This is a genomic window from Bradyrhizobium sp. 23AC, assembly GCF_054863025.1.
In genome coordinates this window covers 96,951-117,762 of record NZ_JAVAYN010000014.1, presented here as the reverse complement: position 1 = coordinate 117,762, position 20,812 = coordinate 96,951, and the positions used below count along the sequence as shown (strand labels likewise).

Below are 20,812 nucleotides of genomic sequence, written 5' to 3'. Positions count from 1 at the left end.
AGCGGATCGGCACCGTTGCCGGATGCGCGTCGATTGCGACACCGGGTTTCGTATTTCCATGAACAGCATTGATGACGTGCCCAGGCTGGCACTCAAGACATTTCGTTTTTCAGATGTCGACGAATTTCGAAGCGCCATACGCGGGCTGAATTTCGAGTTCACGCCTTTCGTACGGAAGATTTCGTCTGAGCAGACAATTCTGTCGTTGCCCGGGTGCGACGTGAATTTGACGCGCGCGTTTCCCCGGGTCGTTGATGCACAGCTCGTCGGGAATTGCACGGCGATCGGCTTCACGATGGACGACCTCAACGTCCCCATTCGCTTCAATGGCTCGCAACGTGCGCGCCCGGCCGTGGTCATTGGCAGCGGCGGCGCGGCCTACACCGTCATCGAGGAGGTGCAGCGGCAAATCGCCTCAGTGGTTTTCAGCCCGGAGGTGAGGGACCGCGGCTGGCCCAGAGCTTCCCAGACCTTCAAGATTTTCGAAACGAGTGCCGCTGGCCTGGACCGGCTGCGCCGTGTGGTGCGTGAGGTGCTGGCCGCGGCCTCAGAGCCCGTCGAGGCGTCAGATCTCCCGATCAAGGCAAGAGCAATGAAGGAATCCCTGCTCGCGGCCGTCGACCATGTGTTGGGAGATGTCGTTTCGGTCCGCTGGACGCTGCGCCCCAATGACGAGCGGAACTTCAGGATGTTCCGGGATATCAGTGCGCTACTGTCCGATGACCTCTCGCAGCCGATCTACAGCGAGGAGATTGCCCGCAAGCTCGGACTGTCCGTCCGCACCATGCACGACGTCATCCGCCGCTATCGCGGCATGAGCCTGCACCGTTACTTGCGCCTGCGCCGGCTGTGGCTGGTGCGCCGGCGGCTGCTCGCCGGCGCCGACAGCGTCAAGGCGGTGGCGCTTGCGTTCGGCTTCTGGCATCTCAGCGATTTCTCCCGAAGTTACCGCGACCAGTTTGGCGAGACGCCGTCGCAAACGCTGGAGCGCGGACGCGGGCGATAGTTGACGGATCGAGTAGGGCCGGACGCCGGTTTTGTGCTACCATCCGGCCATGAGCAATCGCATCCTCGTCCTCTACGGTTCCTACCGTTCCGACCGCATGGGCATCCGCCTTGCGAATTTCGTCATCAATCGGCTGCGCGCGCGCGGCGACGATGTCACCTTCATCGACGCCAAGGCGATCGGCCTGCCGATGCTCGACCGCATGTACAAGGAGTATCCGAAGGGTTCGGCACCTGAAGCGCTTGAGATTCTGGCCGGACAGATCCGCGGCGCCGACGGCTTCGTCTTCGTCACCGGCGAATACAATTGGGGCATCCAGCCCGGCCTGAAGAATCTCACCGACCATTTCCTCGAAGAGTGGTTCTGGCGTCCGGCCGCGATCGTGAGCTATTCCGCCGGCCGTTTTTCCGGCACGCGCGCCGCGACCGCCTGGCACGGCACGCTGTCGGAGATGGGCATGGTGGTGGTGTCGAGCACCATCGGGGTCGGCCCGATCGCGCAGACATTGTCGGCCGAGGGCGAGCCGACCGGCGACGGCGGCAAGGCCCTGGAGCGCGCGTTCCCGCGCTTTGCCGACGATCTCGCCTGGTGGATCGAGGCGGCGAAGGCGCAGCGGGCGCGCAAGGCGCCGCCGTACTGAACTTGTCTACGCCGCCCTGACCTCGCCGAGGAAGCGGTCGAATTGGCCGGCGAGATCGCGCGACTGTGTCGAGAGCTGCTCGGCGGCGCCGAGCACCTCCCTTGCGGCCGCGCCGGTGTCGTCGGCGGCGCGCTGCACGCCTGCGATGTTGGTGTTGACCTCCTGGGTGCCGCGGGCGGCCTCCTGGACGCTGCGGGCGATCTCCTTGGTCGCCGAGCCCTGTTCCTCGATCGCCGCGGCGATCGCGGTGCCGATCTGGTCGATCTCGCCGATGACGTCGGCGACGTTGCGGATCGCGGCCACGGTCTCGTCGCTTGCGGTCTGGATCGCCGTGATCTGCTCGGAGATTTCGGTGGTGGCCTTGGCAGTCTGGCCCGCCAGCGATTTCACCTCGGAGGCGACCACGGCAAAGCCGCGGCCGGCCTCACCGGCACGGGCGGCCTCGATGGTCGCGTTCAGCGCGAGCAGGTTGGTCTGCTCTGCAATGCTCTGGATCAGGGTGACGACGTCGCCGATCTTCTGCGCGCCCTCAGCGAGTGTGCGTGCGGTGTCGCCGGTGCGGCGGGCGTTGTCGACGGCGCGGGCCGCGATCTCGGTGGATTGCGCGACCTGGCGGCCGATCTCGGAGATCGAGGAGGTCAGCTCTTCGGTGGCGCTGGCGACGGTCTGCACGTTGGTCGAGGTCTGCTCCGAGGCTGTGGCGACGACCGCGGCCTGGCTGTTGGTCTGGGCCGCCGTCGAGGTCATCGACTGTGCCGTGCTTTCCATGGTCGAGGAGGCCCGGGACAGGCCGCCGACGAGCTCGGTGACCTTGGCCTCGAACGCGCGGGTGAGCTCGTCGAGCGCCTGGGCGCGGCGCATCTTGCCGTCATTCTCGGCCTGCTTCTCGGCCGCAAGCCGGTCGGCCCGGATCATGTTGTCCTTGAAGACCTGGACGGCGGCAGCCATCGCTCCGATCTCGTCGGAGCGCTCGGCGCCCGGGATGCTGTCCGCAACCTCGCCCTCGGCAAGCCGCGACATCCGGCTCGTCAGGTTGACGATCGGCGCGCAGACGCGGCGGCGAACCATCACGATGAGGCCGACGCTCGCGACAATTACGGCGGCAAGGCCTGCAAGCGCGATGGTGAAGCTGGTGCGCGCGGCGGACGAGGCGCCGGCGAGGATCTGCTCGGCATTGTCGTAGAACGCGTCGCGGACCTCGATGATGGTGCTGAGGCCGCGCTGCGTGGCGGCGTAATAGGTGTCCATGTCGTGTTCGTACTTGCCGTTGACCGCGCCGTCCTTGACGAGCTTGAGCTCGCGGCCAAATTCCTCGACATAGATCGAATTGAACTTTTCGAGCGCGGTGGCGACGTTCGCTGGCGTTGCCGGATTGCCGCGCAACTCCAGCAGTGCCATCACGAGCTGGTCGTTGCGGCCCTGCGAGCGGCCGATGTCGGCCTTCTCGGCGTCGGTCGCCGGCTTCTTGCCGCCGACGAGGTTCTTGTGCAGGCTGGAGTTGAAGCCGCCGACGTCGCGCAACGTCATGGCGGCGTTGGCGTAGCTGGCCTGCCGGTAGGCATCACCGTTCAGGATCGCCATGCGGCGGACCTGCTCGTTCAGCAGCGCGGTCACGCCGCTGTTGAGCACGGCATTGTCGGCGACGATCTTCTTGGCCGCGTCCTTGCGGGCCTCCGCCGGCCCGGTGAGTGCCTTGTCGATGGCCTCGCGCAAGGCGGTGAATTTCGCATTGATGCCATCGATGTTGCTGCCGATGCTGTTGCCGTCGTCGAACGAGCCGGGCAGCTCCTTGCGCAGCGCGTTCATCCTGTCGCGGGCGCCGTCGGTCTGCTTGCGCAGCTTGTTCTGTTCGGCGAGCAGCGCAGGGTCGATCGTGGCGGGGCCGTAGAGGATGTTGGTGGAAAAGCCGCGCTCGGGGTTGAGATAGCGCGGGATGTCGCTGGCGGCGCGGACGATCGCCAGGCGGCCTTGCGCCTCGCTGATCCGCTCCATCGTCTGGTACTTGGTCACGGCGACGTAGACGGCGAGGCCGCCGCCCACGGTCGAGAGCGAGACGATGGCGGTGGTCAGGAGCGTTCCGATTTTCATGATCTGTCCGGCAATTGGCGCGGGGAGAAAGATATTCTCCGGAAAATAGACAGACCGTATTAATCGCGGGTTTACGCTGGTGGATGCCGCGGGTGCGAGCCTGGCTTAGCGACCGAGGGTGGCAAGGATCTCCAGCGTCGCGGCGTCGCGCTCGCCTGCGAAATAGCGGGCGAGCGCCTCGTCGAACACGGGCTCATCGGACACCGCACCGAACAGCGTCATCGACGAGCGGAATTTGGAATCGTCCGGCGCGCCGAGGATGGCGTTGATGCTCCGCCCTTGAACCGCGAGCACCAGCCCGGTGCAATCGATCAGACGCGCCCCGAGCACGGGATGGGCGAGATAGGCCTTGGCCTCCGCGCGGGAGCCGATGGCGTAGCGCTGCGACATGGCGCTGAAGCCGAGGCCCGCGATCTGGGGGAAGACGAACCACATCCAGTGAGTCTGCTTCCGGCCCCGGGCCAGCTCCCCCTGGACGGCGCGAAAAACCGGATTCTGGGCCGTTACGAAGCGCTCTAGATCGAAAGGATCGGTCATTGGATACCTTAGGAGGGCTTGCCGGCCGCGATTATGCCTAACTTTTGGCTCCCAATGTGGTAGCTGGTATAGAGTCTCCGGGCGGGGGTTGGGCCCCCCGGGGGTCGATTTGGGGATCTGATGGTTTCCGACGCAGCACATGCCGAGAGGCTGTTGTCGCGCCGCCGTGTCGGGCGAGCCGAGAGAGTTCTGCTGTCTCTGGCCGCCGTCGCGCTGGCGCTGGGGGCTGCTGCCTGGGTTGTCGATATCGGCGACACGACCCCGCTGGTCACCGCTGCATTGCCGCCGGCCAATAGCCCGTCTTTCGAGGATCGTTTCGCGTCGGCGTCCGGCAATCCGCCCGCCCGCGAGCTTGGCCTGCGGACGATGGAGCGTTCCGCCCTGAGTGCGGTCCAGCTCAAGCTCCGAGATGCCAAGGCGATGCTCGCCCAGAAGCTCCAGGGCGACGATTGGCGCTCGACCCTGACCGATGACGACCGGCACGTGGTTGACGAGACGAGGCCGTCGCAGCGTGCCGACGCCATCCCGATGCCGCGCTCGCGCCCGACCCAGGCGGACTTCTCCGCCCAGATCGCCTCCAGCCAGGCCTATGCCGAGACCAACCCAAGGGTCGACAACCGCAACTTCTTCGAAAAATTCACCGACAAGATCAGGCTGGCCTCGCTGACGCCCGGCGACGGCCTGTTCGGCAAGGCGCCGGATCTGGCCGCCCTCGGCTACGATTCGCGGACGGCGGTCTATGACATCAAGGCCAAGGCGCTTTACTTGCCGAGCGGCGTCGCGCTGGAAGCCCATTCCGGCATGGGCGCGCTGATGGACGACCCTAATCATGTCGACCAGCGCATGGTCGGCGCGACCCCGCCCGCAACCTACGACCTGAAGCCGCGCGAAAAGCTGTTCCACGGCGTCCGCGCGCTGCGCCTGACGCCCACCGATGGCACCAGCGCGCTCGGCCGCGTCGGCCTTCTCACCCACAATTACATGCTCGGGCCGCGCGGCGATTCCAACGGCTGCGTCTCGATCAAGGATTATGATCGCTTCCTCAAGGCTTACGACAATGGCGAGTTCAACCGCCTGGTCGTGGTGCCGAGCCTGAGCGGATCTGCGACTGCCTCGCAGCGCGCCAGCACCGACTCCTGATATTCGCCTGCTGCGGCGGGGCTGCCGTTTCCCCTTCGTTAAGCCGTCATCATCCAGAAGCAGCCTATGAGTGATCCATCAAGTTCCGAGACCCCGCTGCGTACGACGTTCAAGATCAAGCTGAACGGTGACACGTTGGCGATCGCGACCGTCGGTCAGGCCTATCAATTCCTCACCAACTTCAAGTCGGTCGAATGGATGGAATTCCGCTCCCTGCATGAGGACGCCGTCGAGGCTCTGGAGGGTGCAGCGGGTAACGCGATGCTGGCGGTGCAGGCAACCAGCGCCGTGCGCGCGCTGTTCGTCAGCGCCAAGCTGCTCTGAAGCCCTTCAGCTCGCAGTCTTGTAGCCCGGATGGAGCGCAGCGTAATCCGGGACCCCGGTCGCTTGTGGCGCGATTCCCGGATTGCGCTTCGCTCCATCCAGGCTACAGGCCATCTCCTCGCGCATCTTGAACTCTGCTTTGGGAACGGGCAAACGGTCCGCGAAGATCGTCGCCGCAAGCCCATGTCTGAAATTTAGTTCAGGGAGAGACCCATCATGAAACGCCGTACATTTCTCAAGGGCGGCGCGGTTGCCGGCGCGACGACGCTGGTTGCCGCACCTGCGATCGCGCAGAGCGCGCCCGAGATCAAATGGCGCCTGACGTCGAGTTTCCCGAAGTCGCTCGACACCATCTACGGCACGGCGCAGACCTTCGCGAAATACGTCGCCGAAGCCACCGACAACAAATTCCAGATCCAGACCTTCGGTGCCGGCGAGATCGTTCCGGGCCTGCAGGCGCTCGATGCCGTCAGCACGGCGTCGGTGGAGATGGCGCAGACCCCGCTCTATTTCTACATCGGCAAGGAGCCGGCGCTGGCCTATGCCACCGGCGCGCCGTTCGGCATGAACCATCGCCATCAGGAATCGTGGTGGCACTTCGGCGGCGGCGCCGACCTCACCAATGAAGCGCTCAAGCCGTTCAAGGCGCACGCCATCCTCTGCGGCAATTCCGGCACCCAGATGGGCGGCTGGTTCCGCAAGGAGATCAAGACCGTCGACGACCTCAAGGGCCTCAAATTCCGCATCGCGGGCATGGGCGGCCACGTGCTTGCCAAGCTCGGCGTCGTGCCGCAGCAGATCGCAGGCGGCGACATCTATCCGGCGCTGGAGAAGGGCACGATCGACGCGGTCGAGTTCGTCGGCCCCTATGACGACGAGAAGCTCGGCTTCCAGAAGGTCGCCAAGTACTATTACTTCCCGGGCTGGTGGGAAGGCGGCGCGATGCTGCACATGATCGTCAACGACGAGAAATGGGCCTCGCTGCCCAAGCAGTACCAGGCGATCGTCAACCAGGCCGGCGCGGCGGCCGGCGCCTGGATGCTCGAGAAATACGACAGCGTGAATCCGGCGGCGCTGAAGCGGCTGATCGCCAACGGCGCGGAGCTGAGGGCGTTCCCGCAACCGGTGCTGGAGGCCTGCTACAACGCCACCCAGGAGCATCTGAACGAGCTCGCCGCCAAGAGCGATCTGTTCAAGCGGACCAAGGAAAGCCACGACGCGTATATGAAGGAGCTGCTGTTCTATACGCAGATCGCGGAGAACTTCTACGACAACTATCTGCTCGGCAAGATGCGCAACAAGAGCTGATTGTGAGGAGGGCGCGGTGACAACGCCGCGCCCGGCTCTCGTTGGGTGGGCAAAGGCGCGCTTGCGCCGTGCCCACGACTGCCCCGCGTTTCATAAAATTGGTGGGCACGCTTCGCTTTGCCCACCCTACGGCACCTGTGGTGCGGCGAATTACACCGCGCCCAGACCCAGCTTCGCGTAGATACGCCTTGCATAGGCGCCGAACGCATCGGTCGTCTTCAGCGGCAAGTCGCGCGGGAAGGGCAGGTCGATCGGGAAATAGTCGGCCATCTTCGCAGGTCCCGCCGTCAGCACAGCACAATGCGAGGACAGGAACACCGCTTCCTGGATCGAATGCGTGACGAAGATGATGGTCTTGCCGCTCTCCCGCCAGATCCGCAGCATCTCCAGATTCATCTGCTCGCGCGTCAGCGCGTCCAGCGCGCCGAACGGCTCGTCCATCAGGATCAGCTTTGGGTCGTGAATGAAGGCGCGCGCGATCGCGGTGCGCTGCTGCATGCCGCCGGACAATTGCTGCGGATATTTCTGTTCAAAGCCGGCGAGCCCGACCAGGTTGAGCAGGTCGCGCGCCCGCTCGCGCGCCGCCTTCATCGGCAGGCCAACGATCTCGGCCGGCAGCAGCACGTTGTCCAGGATCGTCCGCCATTTCAGCAGCAAAGCCTGCTGGAACACCATGCCAATGTCGCGGGTCGGATCGAACGGGCTGTTGGCGTTGCCGATCTTCACCGTGCCGCCGTCGGCGCCATGCAGGCCGGCCAGGATCTTCATCACCGTGGTCTTGCCGCAGCCGGACGGGCCGACCAACGAGACCAGCTCGCCTTCCTGCACGTCCATGGTGACGTCGGACACCGCCAGGAATTCGGCGCCGCCGCTGCGATAGACCTTTCGGACGCCCTGCAGGCTGATGAAGGGGTCTGGGCTCATGCCAGCCACTTGTCCCGATTGGCGGCGACGAAGGCATCGTCGCTGAGGTCGGCGTGCGCGCGATAGACGCGGTCGATCTCCTCTTTCTGACCCGGGCTGAGGCCCTCGTCCGGATCGAGGCACCACAGGCCTTGCATCAGGCCCTGGCGCCGCAGCACTTCATGGCAGCCGGCGATACAGCCGTGGAAATTGCTGGCGACGTCGAAGAAGGCGCTGTTGCAGTCGGTGACGCGGGCATCGAGTGCCAGCAGGTCGGCCGGCACGCTGTCCTTGTGCCGCGCCGCCTTGCAGCGTTCGAACTGCTTGATGGCGCTCGCCGTCCACACCGACCAATGGCCGAGCAAGCCGCCCTTGAAATAGGTGCGCGTGCTGACGCCGTTGTCGCGCAGATCGAACGGCAGCATCAGATCGAGCAGGATGTGGTCGTCATTGCCGGTGTAGAGCGCGACGCGGTCGAGCGCGCCCGCGGCCGCGACGCCGCGCAGGACGTCGAGGGTGCGATAGCGGTTGAACGGCGCGATCTTGATCGCGATGACGTTGTCGATCGAGGCGAAGCGCTGCCAGAACCGGGCGGAGAGGATGACGCCGCCGACGGCCGGCTGAAGATAGAAGCCGACCAGCGGGATCTCGGCGGCGACCGCCGTGCAGTGCGCGATGATCTCGTCCTCGGAGGCGCTCTTCATCGCGGCGAGGCTGAGCAGGCCGGCATGATAGCCGATGTCGCGCGCGGTGCGGGCTTCGGTGACCGCCTGGTTTGTCGGACCCGCGAGGCCTGCGACCATCGCCAGCGGTCGCTTGGTCCAGTTGGCCGCGGTCTCGGCGGCGAGCTCGAGCACCGGACGGTAGAGACCGACGTCGCGGATCGCGAACTGCGTCGTGTGCACGCCGACGGCAAGGCCGCCGGAGCCGGCGTCGATGTAATAGCGCGTCAGCGCACGCTGATGCGTCTTGTCGAGCTTGCGCGCAGCGGTGAGCGCGAGCGGATGCGCCGGTATCACGGTGCCCTCAGTGATCAGGTTGCGGATGTCGCTGTTGATCTGGCTGTGATGCATGATGTCCTATCCGAATTCAGGGCCGGCGACGGCGAATGGCATTTCCTCGCCTGTGACGGTGGCGGGGCCGAACCGCATGCGCTGGAACGGCCGCTCGATGGTCCAGCTGGAGGCGGTCAAGCCTTCCAGGAACGCGGCTTGCGACGCGACGGCGTCGAGCAGGAGCGGACTGGTCTCGGAGCGCACGATCGCGTCAACGAGCGCCAGAGCTGCCGCGGCATTGTTGGCCAACAACGGGCCGATATGGCGGGCGGTCCGGCCGTCGCGAACCAGCGCGATGGCGCCGTTGGCGCCGACGATGCGCGAGCCGGAACGCTGTGCGAAGGCGGAGAGGAGGGCGGTCCGGTCGAAACCGGTGGCCCGCAGGTCCCGCGCACGAAGCGCTTCGATGGTCCCGGATGATGATGGCGGCGCTTCGGCTCGCGCAGGCTTCAATAGCTTCAGGCGGCGCAATTGCAGGGTCGGCGTGAACCCCAGCGGTCCGTAGACGGCGGCGCCGTCGGGTGTGGCGTCGAGCCAGCTGGTCAGGCCGTTCTGACGCGCCGTCTCCAGGCAGGCGTCGACCAGACGGGTGGCAAAGCCGCGGCGGCGATGCGTGCCTGATACCAGTACCATGCTGATCCAGGCGTTGTTGCCGGAATAGGGCAGCAGTGCTGCGGTTGCGACCAGCCGCATGCCGTCGCGAATGCCGAACACGACGCCGTCGCGCAGGAAGATGCGCCAATCCTCGTCGGTCTGGTTCCAGTGCGCTTCCGTCGACAACGCCAGCCCCGCGATCGCGTCGTCGACGCCGAGCTGGACGATGTGCGGGGCGTCAGTAACGGCCATCGCGCACCTCGTATTTGGTAGGCTTGCCGAGGCTCGGCATGGCGCGCGAGACCCAATCGGCGGTCCAGGCGATCAGCTGCTCGGTGTCGACGACCGGAAGGCCGAACAGCTCAACCGCCTTTGAGGTGTCGGTCAGCCATGCCGTCGGCTCCTCCGTGCCTGTCAGCACCGGCGCGCGGCCGAACCTTGCGCCGAATCTTTGGGCGAGATCGCGCACCGCCAAAATCTCGTGGCCGCTGATATTGATTGGTGAGGTCGGGGCGGTGCAGTGCGCGAAGCAGCGCAGCGCCTGCGCGGAGGCATCGCCCTGCCAGATGAAATTGACATGACCGAGGCTGACGTCGATCGGCGTGCCGCTGAGCACTTTCGTCGCGATGTCGTGCAACACGCCATAGCGCATGTCGATCGCGTAATTGAGACGGAACAGCCGGCCCGGCGTTGCGAATTTGTGCGAGAAATACTCGAACATGCGCTCGCGGCCGACACAGGACTGGGCGTATTCGCCGGGCGGGTTCGGCGCCATCTCCTCGGTCGAGCCTTTGCCGTCGACGGGCACGAAGGGATAGATGCAGCCGGTCGAGAACGCTACGATGCGCGAGGACGGAAAGGCCTGCGCCACCAGCGCGGGCACGTGCGCGTTCATCGCCCAGGTCAGCGACAGATCGCCCTCGGCGCCGAACTTGCGGCCGGCCATGAAGACGATGTTGGGCGCCTTCGGCAGCGCCGCAATCGCCTTCTCGTCCATCAGGTCGCAATTGATGGTTTCGACGCCGCGCGCGTGCAGCCAGTCCTTCACGCCGGCATCGCTGAAGCGGGCCACGCCGACGATCCGGCGATCGGGCGCGGCCGCCTTGGCGAGCCCCGCCAGGGTCGGCCCCATCTTGCCACCGACGCCGAGGATCATGATGTCGCCCTCGACCTTCTTGAGGTCGTCGATCAGGGCCTGCGTCGGCCGGCACAGCAACTCGTCGAGGGCGGCGATATCGGGGATGGTCTTCGGCAGGTTCTCGCGGGTAAGCAGCATGGATTTGGTCCTTAAGGTCTGCCGTTGTCAGGTCTGTCTGGCGTCGCCGACGACGAACATGCGTTCGAGGGCGAGCACCAGGCCGTAGAGAGCGACGCCGAGCAGCGTCAGCAGCACGACGGCCATCACCATCGCGGGCGTGTCGAGCGCCGACTGCACCTGGATCATGAGGTAGCCGAGCCCGCGCTCGGAGGCGATGAACTCGCCGACGATGGCGCCGGCGACAGCGAGGATGGCGCCGACCTTCATGCCGGAGAACACGTAAGGCAGCGATCCCGGCAGCTGGATCTTGCGGAACAGTGTCCAGCGCGAGCCGCGCAGGGATTTGACGAGATCGAGCAGATCCGGCTCGACCTCGCGCAGGCCCCGCGCGGTGGTGAGCAGGATCGGAAAGAAGCAGATGCTGAAGGCGATCAGGATGTTCGGAATGATGCCGTAAGAGAACCAGACGATGAAGAGCGGGCCGAGCGCGACCTTCGGGATCATGTTCAGCGTCACGAAGAGCGGCAGCAGCACCAGGCTGAGCAGCGGCGCCCAGCTGAAGATCACGGCCAGCGCGACGCCGACGAAGGCACCGAGCGCGAAGCCGCCGAGGATCTCGATCGCCGTCACCAGCGTGTTGGCACCCCAGGCGTAGCTCGCGGTCCCCAGCGTCTGCACCGTCGCCAGCGGCGAGGGCAGGATGAATTTCGGCACGTGGAAGGCATCGACCGCGACCTGCCAGAGCACGAGCACGGCGAGGTGCACGATCAGGATGATCGCAAAGCTGCGCGAGGCGCGTGCGCTGTCTGCTGCCACCGATTGCTCCCTGTTGGCGCGGCGGCGATGCCGCAGGTCGCAAGCCTAGCCGCCTTCCGGGAGAGTTTCAACCAGTTGGTTGATTAGGGCCGGAGCGACTGCAGCACCAAATCGGCGACATGGCGACGGCGGGCGCGCCGCGCGGTGCGGCTCGACAGGTCCTTGCCGAAGATCGCCGACAGCGTCGGCGTGTTGGAGAAGAAGAAATAGCTGAGGCCCGCAATGGAGATATAGAGCTGGACCGGGTCGATGCCCTTGCGGAACACGCCCGCGCGCACCCCCTCGTTGAGGATGTGGGAGACGCTCTTCACCAGCGGGGAGTGCATCGCTTCCAGCCGCGTCGAGCCGCGGACGTGGCGGGCGCCGCCGCGGTTCTCGTCGTTCAAAAGCACGATGAAATCAGGGTGTGCGGCCAGATGGTCGAACGAAGCCTCGATCAGCTTGCGGATCGCCTTCTCCGGCGGCAGGCCTTCGAGATTGAGCTTCCGCTCCTGCTCGCGAATGTCCTCATAGACCCATTCGAGGACGGCGAGGTAGAGCGCGTCCTTGTCGCCGAAATAATGGTAGACGAGCTGCTTGTTGACGCCCGCGCGCTCGGCGATCTCGTCGACGCGGGCGCCCGCAAAGCCGTGCCGGGCAAATTCCAGGCGCGCCGCGGTCAGCAGCTTGTTGCGGGTGGCGACGGGGTCGCGGCGCTGCGGCACGCTGTCGCCAGATCGTTTTGCGGGCATTTCCAACCAAACAGTTGACAAGTGGAAGGCGGGCTTGTTGCATTGGTATCCTCACAAGGGGAGAGCGACAAGCCGGGTCGCGGCAACGAGGAGAGATGCGATGAAGCGTTTGCAGGCGGCGGGCTCGGCCCTGGTCTTGACCCTGATGCTCGGTGCGGCTGCGGCGCCCGCGCATGCGGGCGAAGCGGTCAATCTGATCCTGAACTGGACGCCGACGGCCGATCACGCGCCGTATTATTATGCCAAGGCGCAGGGCTGGTACGAGAAGGCGGGCATCGACCTCACGATCGAGACCGGCAAGGGCTCCGGCGTCTCCGCCGCCAAGGTCGGCTCCGGCGGCTCGCCCTTCGGCGTCGCCGATCTCGCCACCATGCTGGTGGCCAAGAGCAAGGGCGCCGACACCGTCGCGGTGATGAGCGTCTATGCCAATACCGGGCAAACCTTCTACTGGCTGAAGAGCTACGGCGTGAACGGCGTCAAGGATTTCGCCGGCCACAAGATCGGCAATCCGCCCGGCGATGCCTCGCGCGTGATGTGGCCGGCCTTTGCCAAGGCCGCCGGGCTTGCGCCCGATGCCGTCGGCTTCGTCAATGTCGGGCCGACCGCAAAGATCGCGGCATTGAAGAGCCACACCGTCGACATCATCAGCGACTTCTACAACGAGCACGATCTGAAGGTGATCGAGTTCGGTCCCGATCTCGGCTACGTCAACTGGAAGGACATCGGGCTCAACCCTTACGGCAATTCGCTGATCGTCAACGGCGCCTACTTGCAGAAGAATCCGAAGGTCGTCGAAGAGTTCGTGCGCGTCACGCAGAAGGCCTTTGCGGCCTGCGTTGCCGACGTCGCGCCGTGCCTGAAGGCACTGCTCGACCAGGTCTCCGGTCTCGACCAGGCCAACCAGGAGCGCCAGTGGGAGCGCATCAAGTTCCTGATGACGGACGAGTTCACCACGACGAAGTCGCTGGGCTGGATCGATGGCGAGCGGATGAAGAAGGACTATGAGCTGGTCCAGACCTATCTCGGCATGGAGAAGCCGTTCGACGTCTCGACGGCGTTCACGACGAAGATGCTGGATCCGAGCATCAAGATGGACGCGAGCAAGGTGAAGAAGTAGGGGGCATCTGGACCCCACACAGCGGTGTCATGCCCCGGCTTGACCGGGGCATCCAGTACGCCGCGGCCTTTGACCAATCCATAGGGGTCTCGAAGTACTGGATTGCCCGCCTTCGCGGGCGATGACAGTTTGGGACGGGCAACCCACGGAGAAATTAACCGGCCGTTAACCAAATCCGCCGCATCGTTAACCATTCAATAACTGGGAACGAGTCGGCCGATATGGAGGCTGCAGTCAAACCTCAACGCCAAATGGTGCGCCTGCGCGGGCGCTCTTATGTGGCCTTCGTATTCACGCCGACGGTTCCGGTGCAGGATTGGCTGCACGAGATCGACGCCACCATTGCGCGCTCGCCGGGGTTCTTTGCGGGCCGGCCCGTGGTGATCGACCTGTCCTCGGTCGATCTCAGCCAGTCCGGCATCGGCCATCTGCTCACAAGCCTGCAAGACCGCAACATCCGCGTGCTCGGCATCGAGGGCGTGGAGGAGGCGAGGCTGACCCCGATGATGCCGCCGCTGCTCTCGGGTGGACGCAGCTGCGTGGTCGAGCCGAACGCGCCGAAGAAGACCGAGACGAAGGCTGAGGCCAAGCCGACGTCGCTGCTGCTAGAGACGCCCGTGCGCTCGGGCCAGACCGTGATCTTTCCCGAAGGCGACGTCACCATCCTCGGCTCGGTCGGCTCGGGTGCCGAAGTCGTCGCCGGCGGTTCCATCCACGTCTATGGCGCGCTACGCGGCCGCGCCATGGCGGGCGTGAACGGTCGCACGAGCGCGCGCATCTATTGCCAGAAGATCGAAGCCGAACTGCTTGCAATCGATGGGTTTTATCAGACCGCCGACGATATCGACGAGGCCCTGCGCGGCAAGCCGGCCCAGGCCTGGCTGCAGGGCAACACCATGCGAATTACCGCGCTGAACTGACCAGAAGGAGATTTCAGAAATGGCAAAGGTACTGGTCGTGACATCAGGCAAGGGGGGCGTCGGCAAGACCACGACGACCGCCGCGCTGGGGGCTGCGCTGGCGCAACGCGGCGACAAGGTCGTCGTCGTCGACTTCGACGTCGGCCTGCGCAACCTCGACCTCGTGATGGGCGCCGAACGCCGCGTCGTGTTTGACCTCATCAACGTGGTGCAGGGCGTTGCGAAACTCCCGCAGGCGCTGATCAAGGACAAGCGGCTGGAAAACCTCTGGCTGCTCCCAGCCTCGCAAACCCGCGATAAGGATGCGCTGACGGAAGAGGGCGTCGGCAAGGTCATCGACGATCTGCGGAGCCGTTTCGACTGGGTGATCTGCGACAGCCCCGCCGGCATCGAGCGCGGCGCCTCCATGGCGATGCGCTTTGCCGACGAGGCCGTGATCGTCACCAATCCGGAAGTCTCTTCGGTGCGCGATTCCGACCGCATCATCGGCATGCTCGATTCCAAGACGGTGCGGGCCGAGAAGGGCGAGCGCGTCGAGAAGCACATTCTCATCACCCGCTACGACCCCTCGCGGGCCGCGCGCGGCGAGATGCTGACCATCGACGACATCCTGGAAATCCTCGCAACGCCCTTGCTCGGCATCATCCCCGAGAGCCAGGACGTTTTGAAGGCCTCCAATGTCGGCACACCGGTGACGCTGTCGAACGCGGACGGCGCACCGGCGCGGGCCTATATCGACGCGGCGCGCCGGCTGTGCGGCGACACCGTGCCGATGCAGGTTCCGACTGAGCGCAAGCGCTTTATGGATCGTCTGCTGCGACGGAGGGCTGCATGAGCATGGGTCTGCTTCGGCTTCTCCGCGGCAAAAAGGCCTCTGCACCCGTCGCTCGCGAGCGGCTGCAGATCCTGCTTGCCCATGAACGCGGAATGCGTGGCCAACCCGATCTGCTCGGGGTGCTGCGTGAGGAAATTCTCGCCGTCGTGTCCAAGCATGTCACGCTTGACCCGACCAAGGTCATCGTCCGGCTCGAGCGTGGCGACGACGTATCGACCCTGGAGGTCGATATCGAGGTGCCCAACGACTTCGAGCGCAAGAAAGCGGCGGTCGCGTAGGGGACGCGGCCGACGAGCTTCAGCTTTGGGGTGGGTGAGAAGGCGGTCCGCTGGGCATAGCGGGCCGCCTTTGTTTTGGGACCATAGAGACGGTGCGGAACGAGGTCCCGCCCTCAATCGTTGTGAACGACCGCGGGAGCGATGCGGCCTGCGGTCTGGTCAGACGGGAGAGCGCTCATGATGTCCGAGGTCCAGGTCCACACCGTCGCGCGGCAGATGCTCGAACGGCACGGTTTTGCTGCGATTGCGAAGGCCGCTGAGCAGGCCCAGGCCTGCGAGGGCCGCGGCGAGGCCGATGAGGCCAAGGAATGGCGTCACATCGCCGACGCCATGAAGATCATCCGCGGGCCGGCCCACAGCTGATCGCCGGCCAGAAATCTTCAGTGTTCCTCGCGATCCGGCCCCCGTGACGGGGATCGATGCTGCGTCTGCGGCTGGCCGCGCTCGCCCGCCTCCTTGCACGGGAGCTGTTCCCACGATCCGTCCGGCGCCTGCTGATAGGCGCTGCACGAGGACGACGAGGTCGATTTGTCCTCGCCCTTTTGGGCGTCGGAATTCTTTGCCTGTGCCGGGGCGCCCAGCGTTGCGCTCATCGCGAGCACGCCGGCGACCATGAGATGCGTCATCCGCATTGGGCTTCTCCTGTGCGAAAGGAGCCCGCATGCTGGCGAGGAATGTGACGATTATTGGCCGAAACAAGGGTTCCGCCGCGGTGTGCTTAACGCCGCGACAGCCGGCTTGCTAGCCGCCCTTGGCCCGGATCAGGCCAGCGAGGTTGGTTTTCTGGGCCTCGCACCAGTTGGGCATGCCGAGGCGGCGCTGGTTGAGATCGGTCGCCTGGGTCGCCACCGCGACCTCGGCCATCAGATCGTCGTCCTGCTTCTCGCCCATCTTGCCGCCGGTATGCATCCAGGCAATTGCCTTGCGTACCTTCTCGGTGGTGCCGTCGGGGAGCTTCATTTGCGCCGCCTTCTGCACGAGATCCTGATAGACGACGTCCGTGCCCGGGCATTCGACCTTGGCGGCGAAGGCCTGCAGGACCAGGGTCACATAGGTCGAGCGTGGATGATCCTCGGCCTGGGCCGGAGCGGCGATCAGCAACAGGCCAGCCATCAGGAAACCGTAGCGCATCCTTGGTATCTCCTCCATTTTTTGGGGAGGCTAGCGTCCGGCGCGCTGCTCCGCAATGGTGCCGGGACGAATTTGTCGCGCCCCGGCGCGGTGCGCTATCGTGGCCCGTATCCCGGCCTCGGAGAGCGACATGAGCCTGTTCAGCACGCCGTTCGATCCTGCCCGCGACACAGCGCTCGTCACCGGCGCGGGCAACGGCATCGGCCGCGCCATCGCGCAGGCCCTGGTTGGCGAGGGCGTCCGGACCGTGTTCGCCGACATCAGCGTAGAGCGGGTGAGCGCTGCGATCGGCGCGAGCAAGAGGCCCGAGCTGGCGGTGCCATGGGTCGGCGATCTCGCCGAGCTCGACGCGTGCGACGCGCTGCTTGCCGCCGCGGACGCAGCGTTGGGCGGGATCACGCATTTCGTCCACAGCGCATCGCCGCCGCGGCGAGAGGCCGATCATGCGCTCGCGGTCGATCGCAGGATCTGGCAGCAGATGCATGCCGTCAATCTCGATGCCGCCTTTCACCTGGCGCGCGAACTCGCAAAGCGGCTGATCGCGGCGAAGCGGCCGGGCTCGTTCCTGTTCCTCACCTCGCTGCATGCGGGCACGCCGCGCAACCTACCGCATTATTCGACGGCGAAGGCGGCGATGGCGATGCTGGTGAAGGAGTTGGCCAAGACGTTCGGCCGGCACGACATCCGCGTCAATGCGCTGGTGCCCGGCGCGATCGCCGCCGGCGGGTTCGTTGCGGACCCCGCGCTGGCGCGGCACATTCCGCTCGGGCGTCTCGGCGAGGCCAATGACCTTGCGCCGATGGCGCTCACCGTATTGTCGAACAAGCTCTCCGCCTACGTCACCGGCGCAGCCTTCGTCGTCGACGGCGGATTGTCGCTGACGAACTGGTTCGAGCCGCCGGCGCTTGATGAGTAGTCAGCGGCGCCAGGCCGGCACGGGATCGAGCGGCGTGCGGTAAAGCTCGTTGTCGTCGCGATCGGTGACGCGCACCGCGCAACCCTTCTGCTGCAGCTCCGGCTTCACCTGCGACAGCTCGGTGGCGAGCTGGTCGGCGCGATCGGAGGCAACCTCGATGTCTTCGAGGATGATTCCGCCCTGGTTCCTGAACTCTCCACCAACCACAAGATCGAAAGAGTAGTACGGCATCCGAATTCCCCGGTGTGACGAGATGAGCTTCAGTGGAAGTCTCAACACATGTCGGATGGTACCACTGAGTCGACATCTACCGATGAACGGACCGCGCAATCTCTGTGCTTATGGCGCAGAAATGATGTGCAACGTGTGACGACCTTAACATTTAATTAAATATGTTGGCGCGATCTTAAGGCATGGAATTGCAGCAGAACCGGGCTCCGGGAACCGGCAGCTGCAAGAGAAGGCCGCCGGCATAGATCCCGACGGCCTTTTCTCTTAAGCGAGAAAAATCGCTTTCCGTAATTGTCCGGACTCAACGCATCACATCGACTCGGACAGCCTACGCGACGTTGTCGCAGCGCGCGGTGCTGCTTGCGCGGTCTCAGTCTAGCGCAACGGCATCGGCGGACGCACGATTGGTCCGTCGTCATCGGCGACGGCTTGGGTCGTGGTAACAGGTGCGGCCGGCGGCGGCATCGCGGCAGCCTGCGAAGGCGGCGGCGAAGCTGCGAGCGGCGCGGGCGAATAGGCCGGCATGTAGGTGTGCGACACGACCGGTTTCGGTTTGCGAACCGGCGGCGGTGACGGAGCTCGCGGTGGGACCGCAGCAGTGCGTGCGCGCGGATCAACAGGCTTGACCTCTGCTACCGGCTTCGGCGCAGGCGGTTTTGCCATCTCGCGCGCCATCTGCTCCTGTCCGGCCTTCAACTCGGCGATGTTGGCCTTGAGCGCTTCGATCTGCTGCGCCATCGCGGCGAGGTCGCGCGTCATCGATTGCACTGACTGTGCAGTATCGGGCTGCGTCGCTGCGGGCGCAGCTGCCGCGACCTGGACTGCGGGCGGTGTCGCAGATTGATCGGCCGCTTGTTCGGTTGCCGCTGGCGCTACGGGCGGGGCGGCCTGCTCCGCGGGCGGTGCGGCCTGCGCGGCAGCGACCGGCGCGGTCTGCGATGTCGACGGCAGCAGCGACGTCAATGCCGGTGTCCATTCGGCGAGCATCTGTTTGGCGGTGTCGCCGTGTTTCTCCCACGCGATGGTGGCGGCCGCACTGCCGCCTGCAAACAGAAACGTGACGAAAGCGCCGCGCAGCCACTTGCCCGCGGTGGATCGCTTCCGCGGACCGAGACCATCGCTCGCCGCGACACGGACGGCCGTGTCGACAGAGGGCGGGGGCGCCGCCTGCGGCTCCGAGACGGGACTGAACTTGGGCTCAATAGAGATCTTGCGCTCGAGCAAGGCTTTGGGCTCCGGCGCAAATTTCGGCTCCGGACGCGTCGCAATGTCAGGCGCCAGCGCGGGCGCAACGCTGATGGGGCGCGAGGCCAGCACTATGTCGGGCGAAATCTGAATCGCGTCGTGCGGATCGTTGTCCTTGACCGTGTCCTTCACGATCTCATCGACGATTTGCTTGGGGTTCAGCGTCGCGAGCATCGCAGCTCCTTTGAAGCCCGGTGTTTGAAGGCCGGGCGCTTGAAATACTGGTCGTCCGCATTGGCGCGAGCCGATCTGTTGGGGTGAGTCCATCCCAACCGGATGAGCCTCGCACGATGACGCACGAGTCCAGTCGGGTTTGACCAAAGCAAGGCGAGGGGATGGAGATGATGCGACGGTCTTCCGCCGTTTGTGGTGATGGAACCCCTTTTGTTGAACACGCGCACGTGTTCCGCGCTGCCTTGTTTTCAGCACGATTTTGGCAGCATCTGGGGATGCTGGGGGCGCTGCTATCCGCTATCGGGGGCCGGCGGTGCCAAGATCCTTAATCGCTTTGTTCGTCGTTGCCTTGCTGCCGCTGGGCGGCTGCATGCAGGCAACGCTTTCGCCGTCGACCGACGCGAGCATGACGCCGCGCGACCGGCAGTTGCTTTCGCATACGCCTTACGCGCAAGCGAACGTGCCCGAGCAATATCTCCGTCACGTCGTCGACTACCAGCGCAAGGAGCAGCCGGGTACCATCCTGGTCGATACCGACGCGCGCTACCTCTATTACGTCCTGCCTGGTGGCAAGGCGATCCGTTACGGCGTTGCGGTCGGCGAGGAAGCCATGGCGTTCTCCGGCGTCGCGCGGGTCGGCCGTCTGGCGGAATGGCCGGACTGGGTTCCGACAGCAGATATCCAGGCGCGGCTCGGGCCGTATCCGGCGCGCGTCCCCGGCGGTCCCGCCAATCCCTTGGGCGCGCGGGGCATCTATCTCTATTCCGGCAACAAGGACACGCTCTACCGCATTCACGGCACCAACCAGCCCGAATATATCGGGCAGGCGATCTCGTCCGGGTGCATCCGGATGCGCAACGAGGACGTGATCGATCTCTACGACCGGGTGAAGCTCAATTCGATGGTCGTCGTGCTGCCGCCGGGACAGAACGCGCAGGCCGAGACCGGCGCGCGCTGGCGCGGGTAAGCACACACCAGCGTCTCAATCCTCACGAGATGATCATCGTGCACACGTGGGCACGATGATGGCGGCTTTGCTTACTCTCCGGGCCGGGCGACGCGCCATTGCAGCGTCGTCGCATTGCCGTTGACGTCGCCCGGCGTCTTGTCGGCGGCCGAGGTGTAGAGCGGGCGATAGCGGTACGCCCACATCCTGCTGCCGTCGTTGCGGCTGATCACGGTGAAGTCGCCAATGGCCTTGGCGTCGGACGTTGCGGGCAACGGCATCCAGCTCTCGGTGCATTTTCCGTTGCAGTTCGACGTCTTTCCGGTGGTGTCGCGCTCGTAATAATAGAGCGTCATGCCCTTGAGATCGACGAGCTTGGGACCCTGCTTGGTCAGCACCACCTTCGCCGGTGCGGTCGTCGCCTCGGGCTTGGGCGGAGAAGGGGCATCGCCGCCGCCATGGCCGTTTGCGAGCGCATGACCGGTCGAGAGCGCGACGGCCGCTGCCGCAATGAGGAACCTGAACATCCTGATCTCCCGACCGGCAAAGTTAATCGCGCGTTAAGCGCAGAATGTTGCCGACCGTAACAGCCGAAGGTTAGTTCCTGGTTTCGCAGTCC

General features: G+C 65.2%; 25 protein-coding genes. 12 read left to right on the top strand and 13 right to left on the bottom strand.

The window, feature by feature from the left end:
* The first annotated feature begins 58 nt into the window (after positions 1-58).
* A complete protein-coding gene (locus tag RAD10_RS27790) occupies positions 59-1,006 on the top strand; it encodes an AraC family transcriptional regulator (protein ID WP_461620073.1) in 948 nt (315 codons plus the stop codon).
* A gap of 49 nt (positions 1,007-1,055) precedes the next feature.
* Entirely contained in the window at positions 1,056-1,646 is a 591-nt protein-coding gene (locus RAD10_RS27785; RefSeq protein WP_461619992.1) for an NADPH-dependent FMN reductase, read from the top strand.
* Positions 1,647-1,652: 6 nt separating this feature from the next.
* Here RAD10_RS27785 and RAD10_RS27780 read toward each other — a convergent pair whose 3' ends face one another.
* Together RAD10_RS27780 and RAD10_RS27775 are read right to left on the bottom strand one after the other, a co-directional pair.
* Positions 1,653-3,734, bottom strand: coding sequence for a methyl-accepting chemotaxis protein (locus RAD10_RS27780; protein WP_461619991.1), 2,082 nt, complete (start codon positions 3,732-3,734; stop codon positions 1,653-1,655).
* Positions 3,735-3,839: 105 nt separating this feature from the next.
* The gene (locus RAD10_RS27775) at positions 3,840-4,271 is read right to left on the bottom strand and encodes a DUF1810 domain-containing protein (protein WP_461619990.1); all 432 of its coding nucleotides are present in this window, start codon (positions 4,269-4,271) and stop codon (positions 3,840-3,842) included.
* A 189-nt stretch (positions 4,272-4,460) separates the two neighbouring features.
* Between RAD10_RS27775 and RAD10_RS27770 the strand changes: the two genes are divergently transcribed.
* The 3 genes from RAD10_RS27770 (at position 4,461) to RAD10_RS27760 (ending at position 7,043) form a co-directional block, all read left to right on the top strand.
* Positions 4,461-5,411: a DUF2778 domain-containing protein gene (locus RAD10_RS27770; protein ID WP_028144917.1), complete on the top strand. Its 951-nt coding sequence runs from the start codon at positions 4,461-4,463 to the stop codon at positions 5,409-5,411.
* 66 nt (positions 5,412-5,477) lie between these two features.
* Complete coding sequence (locus RAD10_RS27765) at positions 5,478-5,735, top strand: hypothetical protein (RefSeq protein ID WP_461619989.1); 258 nt, start codon at positions 5,478-5,480, stop codon at positions 5,733-5,735.
* A 216-nt stretch (positions 5,736-5,951) separates the two neighbouring features.
* Positions 5,952-7,043 carry a TRAP transporter substrate-binding protein gene (locus tag RAD10_RS27760; RefSeq protein ID WP_461619988.1) on the top strand — a complete coding sequence of 364 codons (1,092 nt, stop codon included), beginning with the start codon at positions 5,952-5,954 and terminating at the stop codon, positions 7,041-7,043.
* Positions 7,044-7,193: 150 nt separating this feature from the next.
* Here the strand turns inward: RAD10_RS27760 and RAD10_RS27755 are convergent, their stop codons facing one another.
* The 6 genes from RAD10_RS27755 to RAD10_RS27730 all read right to left on the bottom strand — a co-directional run bounded on the left by RAD10_RS27755 (position 7,194) and on the right by RAD10_RS27730 (position 12,400).
* Positions 7,194-7,967: an ABC transporter ATP-binding protein gene (locus RAD10_RS27755; protein WP_201759891.1), complete on the bottom strand. Its 774-nt coding sequence runs from the start codon at positions 7,965-7,967 to the stop codon at positions 7,194-7,196.
* Positions 7,964-9,019 (bottom strand): dihydrodipicolinate synthase family protein, encoded by a 1,056-nt coding sequence (locus tag RAD10_RS27750; RefSeq protein ID WP_461619987.1) that lies wholly within the window; start codon positions 9,017-9,019, stop codon positions 7,964-7,966. The genes RAD10_RS27755 and RAD10_RS27750 overlap by 4 nt, the downstream gene beginning before the upstream one ends.
* A gap of 6 nt (positions 9,020-9,025) precedes the next feature.
* Positions 9,026-9,847, bottom strand: coding sequence for a GNAT family N-acetyltransferase (locus tag RAD10_RS27745; protein WP_461619986.1), 822 nt, complete (start codon positions 9,845-9,847; stop codon positions 9,026-9,028).
* Positions 9,834-10,871, bottom strand: coding sequence for an NAD-dependent epimerase/dehydratase family protein (locus RAD10_RS27740; protein WP_461619985.1), 1,038 nt, complete (start codon positions 10,869-10,871; stop codon positions 9,834-9,836). The genes RAD10_RS27745 and RAD10_RS27740 overlap by 14 nt, the downstream gene beginning before the upstream one ends.
* Before the next feature lie 27 nt (positions 10,872-10,898).
* A complete protein-coding gene (locus RAD10_RS27735; protein ID WP_461619984.1) occupies positions 10,899-11,669 on the bottom strand; it encodes an ABC transporter permease in 771 nt (256 codons plus the stop codon).
* Between the two features lie 83 nt (positions 11,670-11,752).
* Complete coding sequence (locus RAD10_RS27730; protein WP_461619983.1) at positions 11,753-12,400, bottom strand: TetR family transcriptional regulator; 648 nt, start codon at positions 12,398-12,400, stop codon at positions 11,753-11,755.
* Between the two features lie 100 nt (positions 12,401-12,500).
* On the opposite strand from RAD10_RS27730, the gene RAD10_RS27725 reads away from it, so the two are divergent.
* The 5 genes from RAD10_RS27725 to RAD10_RS27705 all read left to right on the top strand — a co-directional run bounded on the left by RAD10_RS27725 (position 12,501) and on the right by RAD10_RS27705 (position 15,913).
* Complete coding sequence (locus RAD10_RS27725) at positions 12,501-13,517, top strand: ABC transporter substrate-binding protein (RefSeq protein WP_461619982.1); 1,017 nt, start codon at positions 12,501-12,503, stop codon at positions 13,515-13,517.
* Positions 13,518-13,738: 221 nt separating this feature from the next.
* Positions 13,739-14,437, top strand: coding sequence for a septum site-determining protein MinC (minC, locus tag RAD10_RS27720; protein ID WP_091956926.1), 699 nt, complete (start codon positions 13,739-13,741; stop codon positions 14,435-14,437).
* Positions 14,438-14,456: 19 nt separating this feature from the next.
* A complete protein-coding gene (minD, locus tag RAD10_RS27715; RefSeq protein ID WP_018322943.1) occupies positions 14,457-15,272 on the top strand; it encodes a septum site-determining protein MinD in 816 nt (271 codons plus the stop codon).
* On the top strand, positions 15,269-15,550 hold the full coding sequence (gene minE / locus RAD10_RS27710; protein ID WP_091956925.1) for a cell division topological specificity factor MinE: 282 nt from the start codon (positions 15,269-15,271) through the stop codon (positions 15,548-15,550). The genes minD and minE overlap by 4 nt, the downstream gene beginning before the upstream one ends.
* A 177-nt stretch (positions 15,551-15,727) precedes the next feature.
* Complete coding sequence (locus RAD10_RS27705; RefSeq protein ID WP_091956924.1) at positions 15,728-15,913, top strand: hypothetical protein; 186 nt, start codon at positions 15,728-15,730, stop codon at positions 15,911-15,913.
* 17 nt (positions 15,914-15,930) lie between these two features.
* Here the strand turns inward: RAD10_RS27705 and RAD10_RS27700 are convergent, their stop codons facing one another.
* Both RAD10_RS27700 and RAD10_RS27695 read right to left on the bottom strand, forming a co-directional pair.
* On the bottom strand, positions 15,931-16,182 hold the full coding sequence (locus RAD10_RS27700; RefSeq protein ID WP_461619981.1) for a hypothetical protein: 252 nt from the start codon (positions 16,180-16,182) through the stop codon (positions 15,931-15,933).
* Between the two features lie 109 nt (positions 16,183-16,291).
* Positions 16,292-16,681 carry a hypothetical protein gene (locus RAD10_RS27695; RefSeq protein WP_461619980.1) on the bottom strand — a complete coding sequence of 130 codons (390 nt, stop codon included), beginning with the start codon at positions 16,679-16,681 and terminating at the stop codon, positions 16,292-16,294.
* Positions 16,682-16,811: 130 nt separating this feature from the next.
* Between RAD10_RS27695 and RAD10_RS27690 the strand changes: the two genes are divergently transcribed.
* Positions 16,812-17,597 (top strand): SDR family NAD(P)-dependent oxidoreductase, encoded by a 786-nt coding sequence (locus RAD10_RS27690; RefSeq protein ID WP_461619979.1) that lies wholly within the window; start codon positions 16,812-16,814, stop codon positions 17,595-17,597.
* Here the strand turns inward: RAD10_RS27690 and RAD10_RS27685 are convergent, their stop codons facing one another.
* Positions 17,598-17,828, bottom strand: a complete 231-nt coding sequence (locus RAD10_RS27685) for a DUF6894 family protein (protein WP_018322949.1) — start codon at positions 17,826-17,828, stop codon at positions 17,598-17,600.
* A gap of 375 nt (positions 17,829-18,203) precedes the next feature.
* On the bottom strand, positions 18,204-19,247 hold the full coding sequence (locus RAD10_RS27680) for a hypothetical protein (protein WP_461619978.1): 1,044 nt from the start codon (positions 19,245-19,247) through the stop codon (positions 18,204-18,206).
* 370 nt (positions 19,248-19,617) lie between these two features.
* Between RAD10_RS27680 and RAD10_RS27675 the strand changes: the two genes are divergently transcribed.
* Positions 19,618-20,214 carry a L,D-transpeptidase gene (locus RAD10_RS27675; protein ID WP_461620072.1) on the top strand — a complete coding sequence of 199 codons (597 nt, stop codon included), beginning with the start codon at positions 19,618-19,620 and terminating at the stop codon, positions 20,212-20,214.
* Between the two features lie 71 nt (positions 20,215-20,285).
* Here RAD10_RS27675 and RAD10_RS27670 read toward each other — a convergent pair whose 3' ends face one another.
* Positions 20,286-20,720: a COG4315 family predicted lipoprotein gene (locus RAD10_RS27670; RefSeq protein WP_461619977.1), complete on the bottom strand. Its 435-nt coding sequence runs from the start codon at positions 20,718-20,720 to the stop codon at positions 20,286-20,288.
* Positions 20,721-20,812: the final 92 nt, after the last annotated feature.

Bases quoted from the DNA above. Each gene is read 5' to 3' on its own strand.
- RAD10_RS27790 (WP_461620073.1), top strand. From the start codon at position 59: ATGAACAGCATTGATGACGTGCCCAGGCTGGCACTCAAGACATTTCGT.
- RAD10_RS27785 (WP_461619992.1), top strand. From the start codon at position 1,056: ATGAGCAATCGCATCCTCGTCCTCTACGGTTCCTACCGTTCCGACCGC.
- RAD10_RS27780 (WP_461619991.1), bottom strand. From the start codon at position 3,734: ATGAAAATCGGAACGCTCCTGACCACCGCCATCGTCTCGCTCTCGACC.
- RAD10_RS27775 (WP_461619990.1), bottom strand. From the start codon at position 4,271: ATGACCGATCCTTTCGATCTAGAGCGCTTCGTAACGGCCCAGAATCCG.
- RAD10_RS27765 (WP_461619989.1), top strand. From the start codon at position 5,478: ATGAGTGATCCATCAAGTTCCGAGACCCCGCTGCGTACGACGTTCAAG.
- RAD10_RS27760 (WP_461619988.1), top strand. From the start codon at position 5,952: ATGAAACGCCGTACATTTCTCAAGGGCGGCGCGGTTGCCGGCGCGACG.
- RAD10_RS27755 (WP_201759891.1), bottom strand. From the start codon at position 7,967: ATGAGCCCAGACCCCTTCATCAGCCTGCAGGGCGTCCGAAAGGTCTAT.
- RAD10_RS27750 (WP_461619987.1), bottom strand. From the start codon at position 9,019: ATGCATCACAGCCAGATCAACAGCGACATCCGCAACCTGATCACTGAG.
- RAD10_RS27745 (WP_461619986.1), bottom strand. From the start codon at position 9,847: ATGGCCGTTACTGACGCCCCGCACATCGTCCAGCTCGGCGTCGACGAC.
- RAD10_RS27740 (WP_461619985.1), bottom strand. From the start codon at position 10,871: ATGCTGCTTACCCGCGAGAACCTGCCGAAGACCATCCCCGATATCGCC.
- RAD10_RS27730 (WP_461619983.1), bottom strand. From the start codon at position 12,400: ATGCCCGCAAAACGATCTGGCGACAGCGTGCCGCAGCGCCGCGACCCC.
- RAD10_RS27725 (WP_461619982.1), top strand. From the start codon at position 12,501: ATGAAGCGTTTGCAGGCGGCGGGCTCGGCCCTGGTCTTGACCCTGATG.
- minC (WP_091956926.1), top strand. From the start codon at position 13,739: ATGGAGGCTGCAGTCAAACCTCAACGCCAAATGGTGCGCCTGCGCGGG.
- minD (WP_018322943.1), top strand. From the start codon at position 14,457: ATGGCAAAGGTACTGGTCGTGACATCAGGCAAGGGGGGCGTCGGCAAG.
- minE (WP_091956925.1), top strand. From the start codon at position 15,269: ATGAGCATGGGTCTGCTTCGGCTTCTCCGCGGCAAAAAGGCCTCTGCA.
- RAD10_RS27705 (WP_091956924.1), top strand. From the start codon at position 15,728: ATGATGTCCGAGGTCCAGGTCCACACCGTCGCGCGGCAGATGCTCGAA.
- RAD10_RS27700 (WP_461619981.1), bottom strand. From the start codon at position 16,182: ATGCGGATGACGCATCTCATGGTCGCCGGCGTGCTCGCGATGAGCGCA.
- RAD10_RS27695 (WP_461619980.1), bottom strand. From the start codon at position 16,681: ATGCGCTACGGTTTCCTGATGGCTGGCCTGTTGCTGATCGCCGCTCCG.
- RAD10_RS27690 (WP_461619979.1), top strand. From the start codon at position 16,812: ATGAGCCTGTTCAGCACGCCGTTCGATCCTGCCCGCGACACAGCGCTC.
- RAD10_RS27685 (WP_018322949.1), bottom strand. From the start codon at position 17,828: ATGCCGTACTACTCTTTCGATCTTGTGGTTGGTGGAGAGTTCAGGAAC.
- RAD10_RS27680 (WP_461619978.1), bottom strand. From the start codon at position 19,247: ATGCTCGCGACGCTGAACCCCAAGCAAATCGTCGATGAGATCGTGAAG.
- RAD10_RS27675 (WP_461620072.1), top strand. From the start codon at position 19,618: ATGCAGGCAACGCTTTCGCCGTCGACCGACGCGAGCATGACGCCGCGC.
- RAD10_RS27670 (WP_461619977.1), bottom strand. From the start codon at position 20,720: ATGTTCAGGTTCCTCATTGCGGCAGCGGCCGTCGCGCTCTCGACCGGT.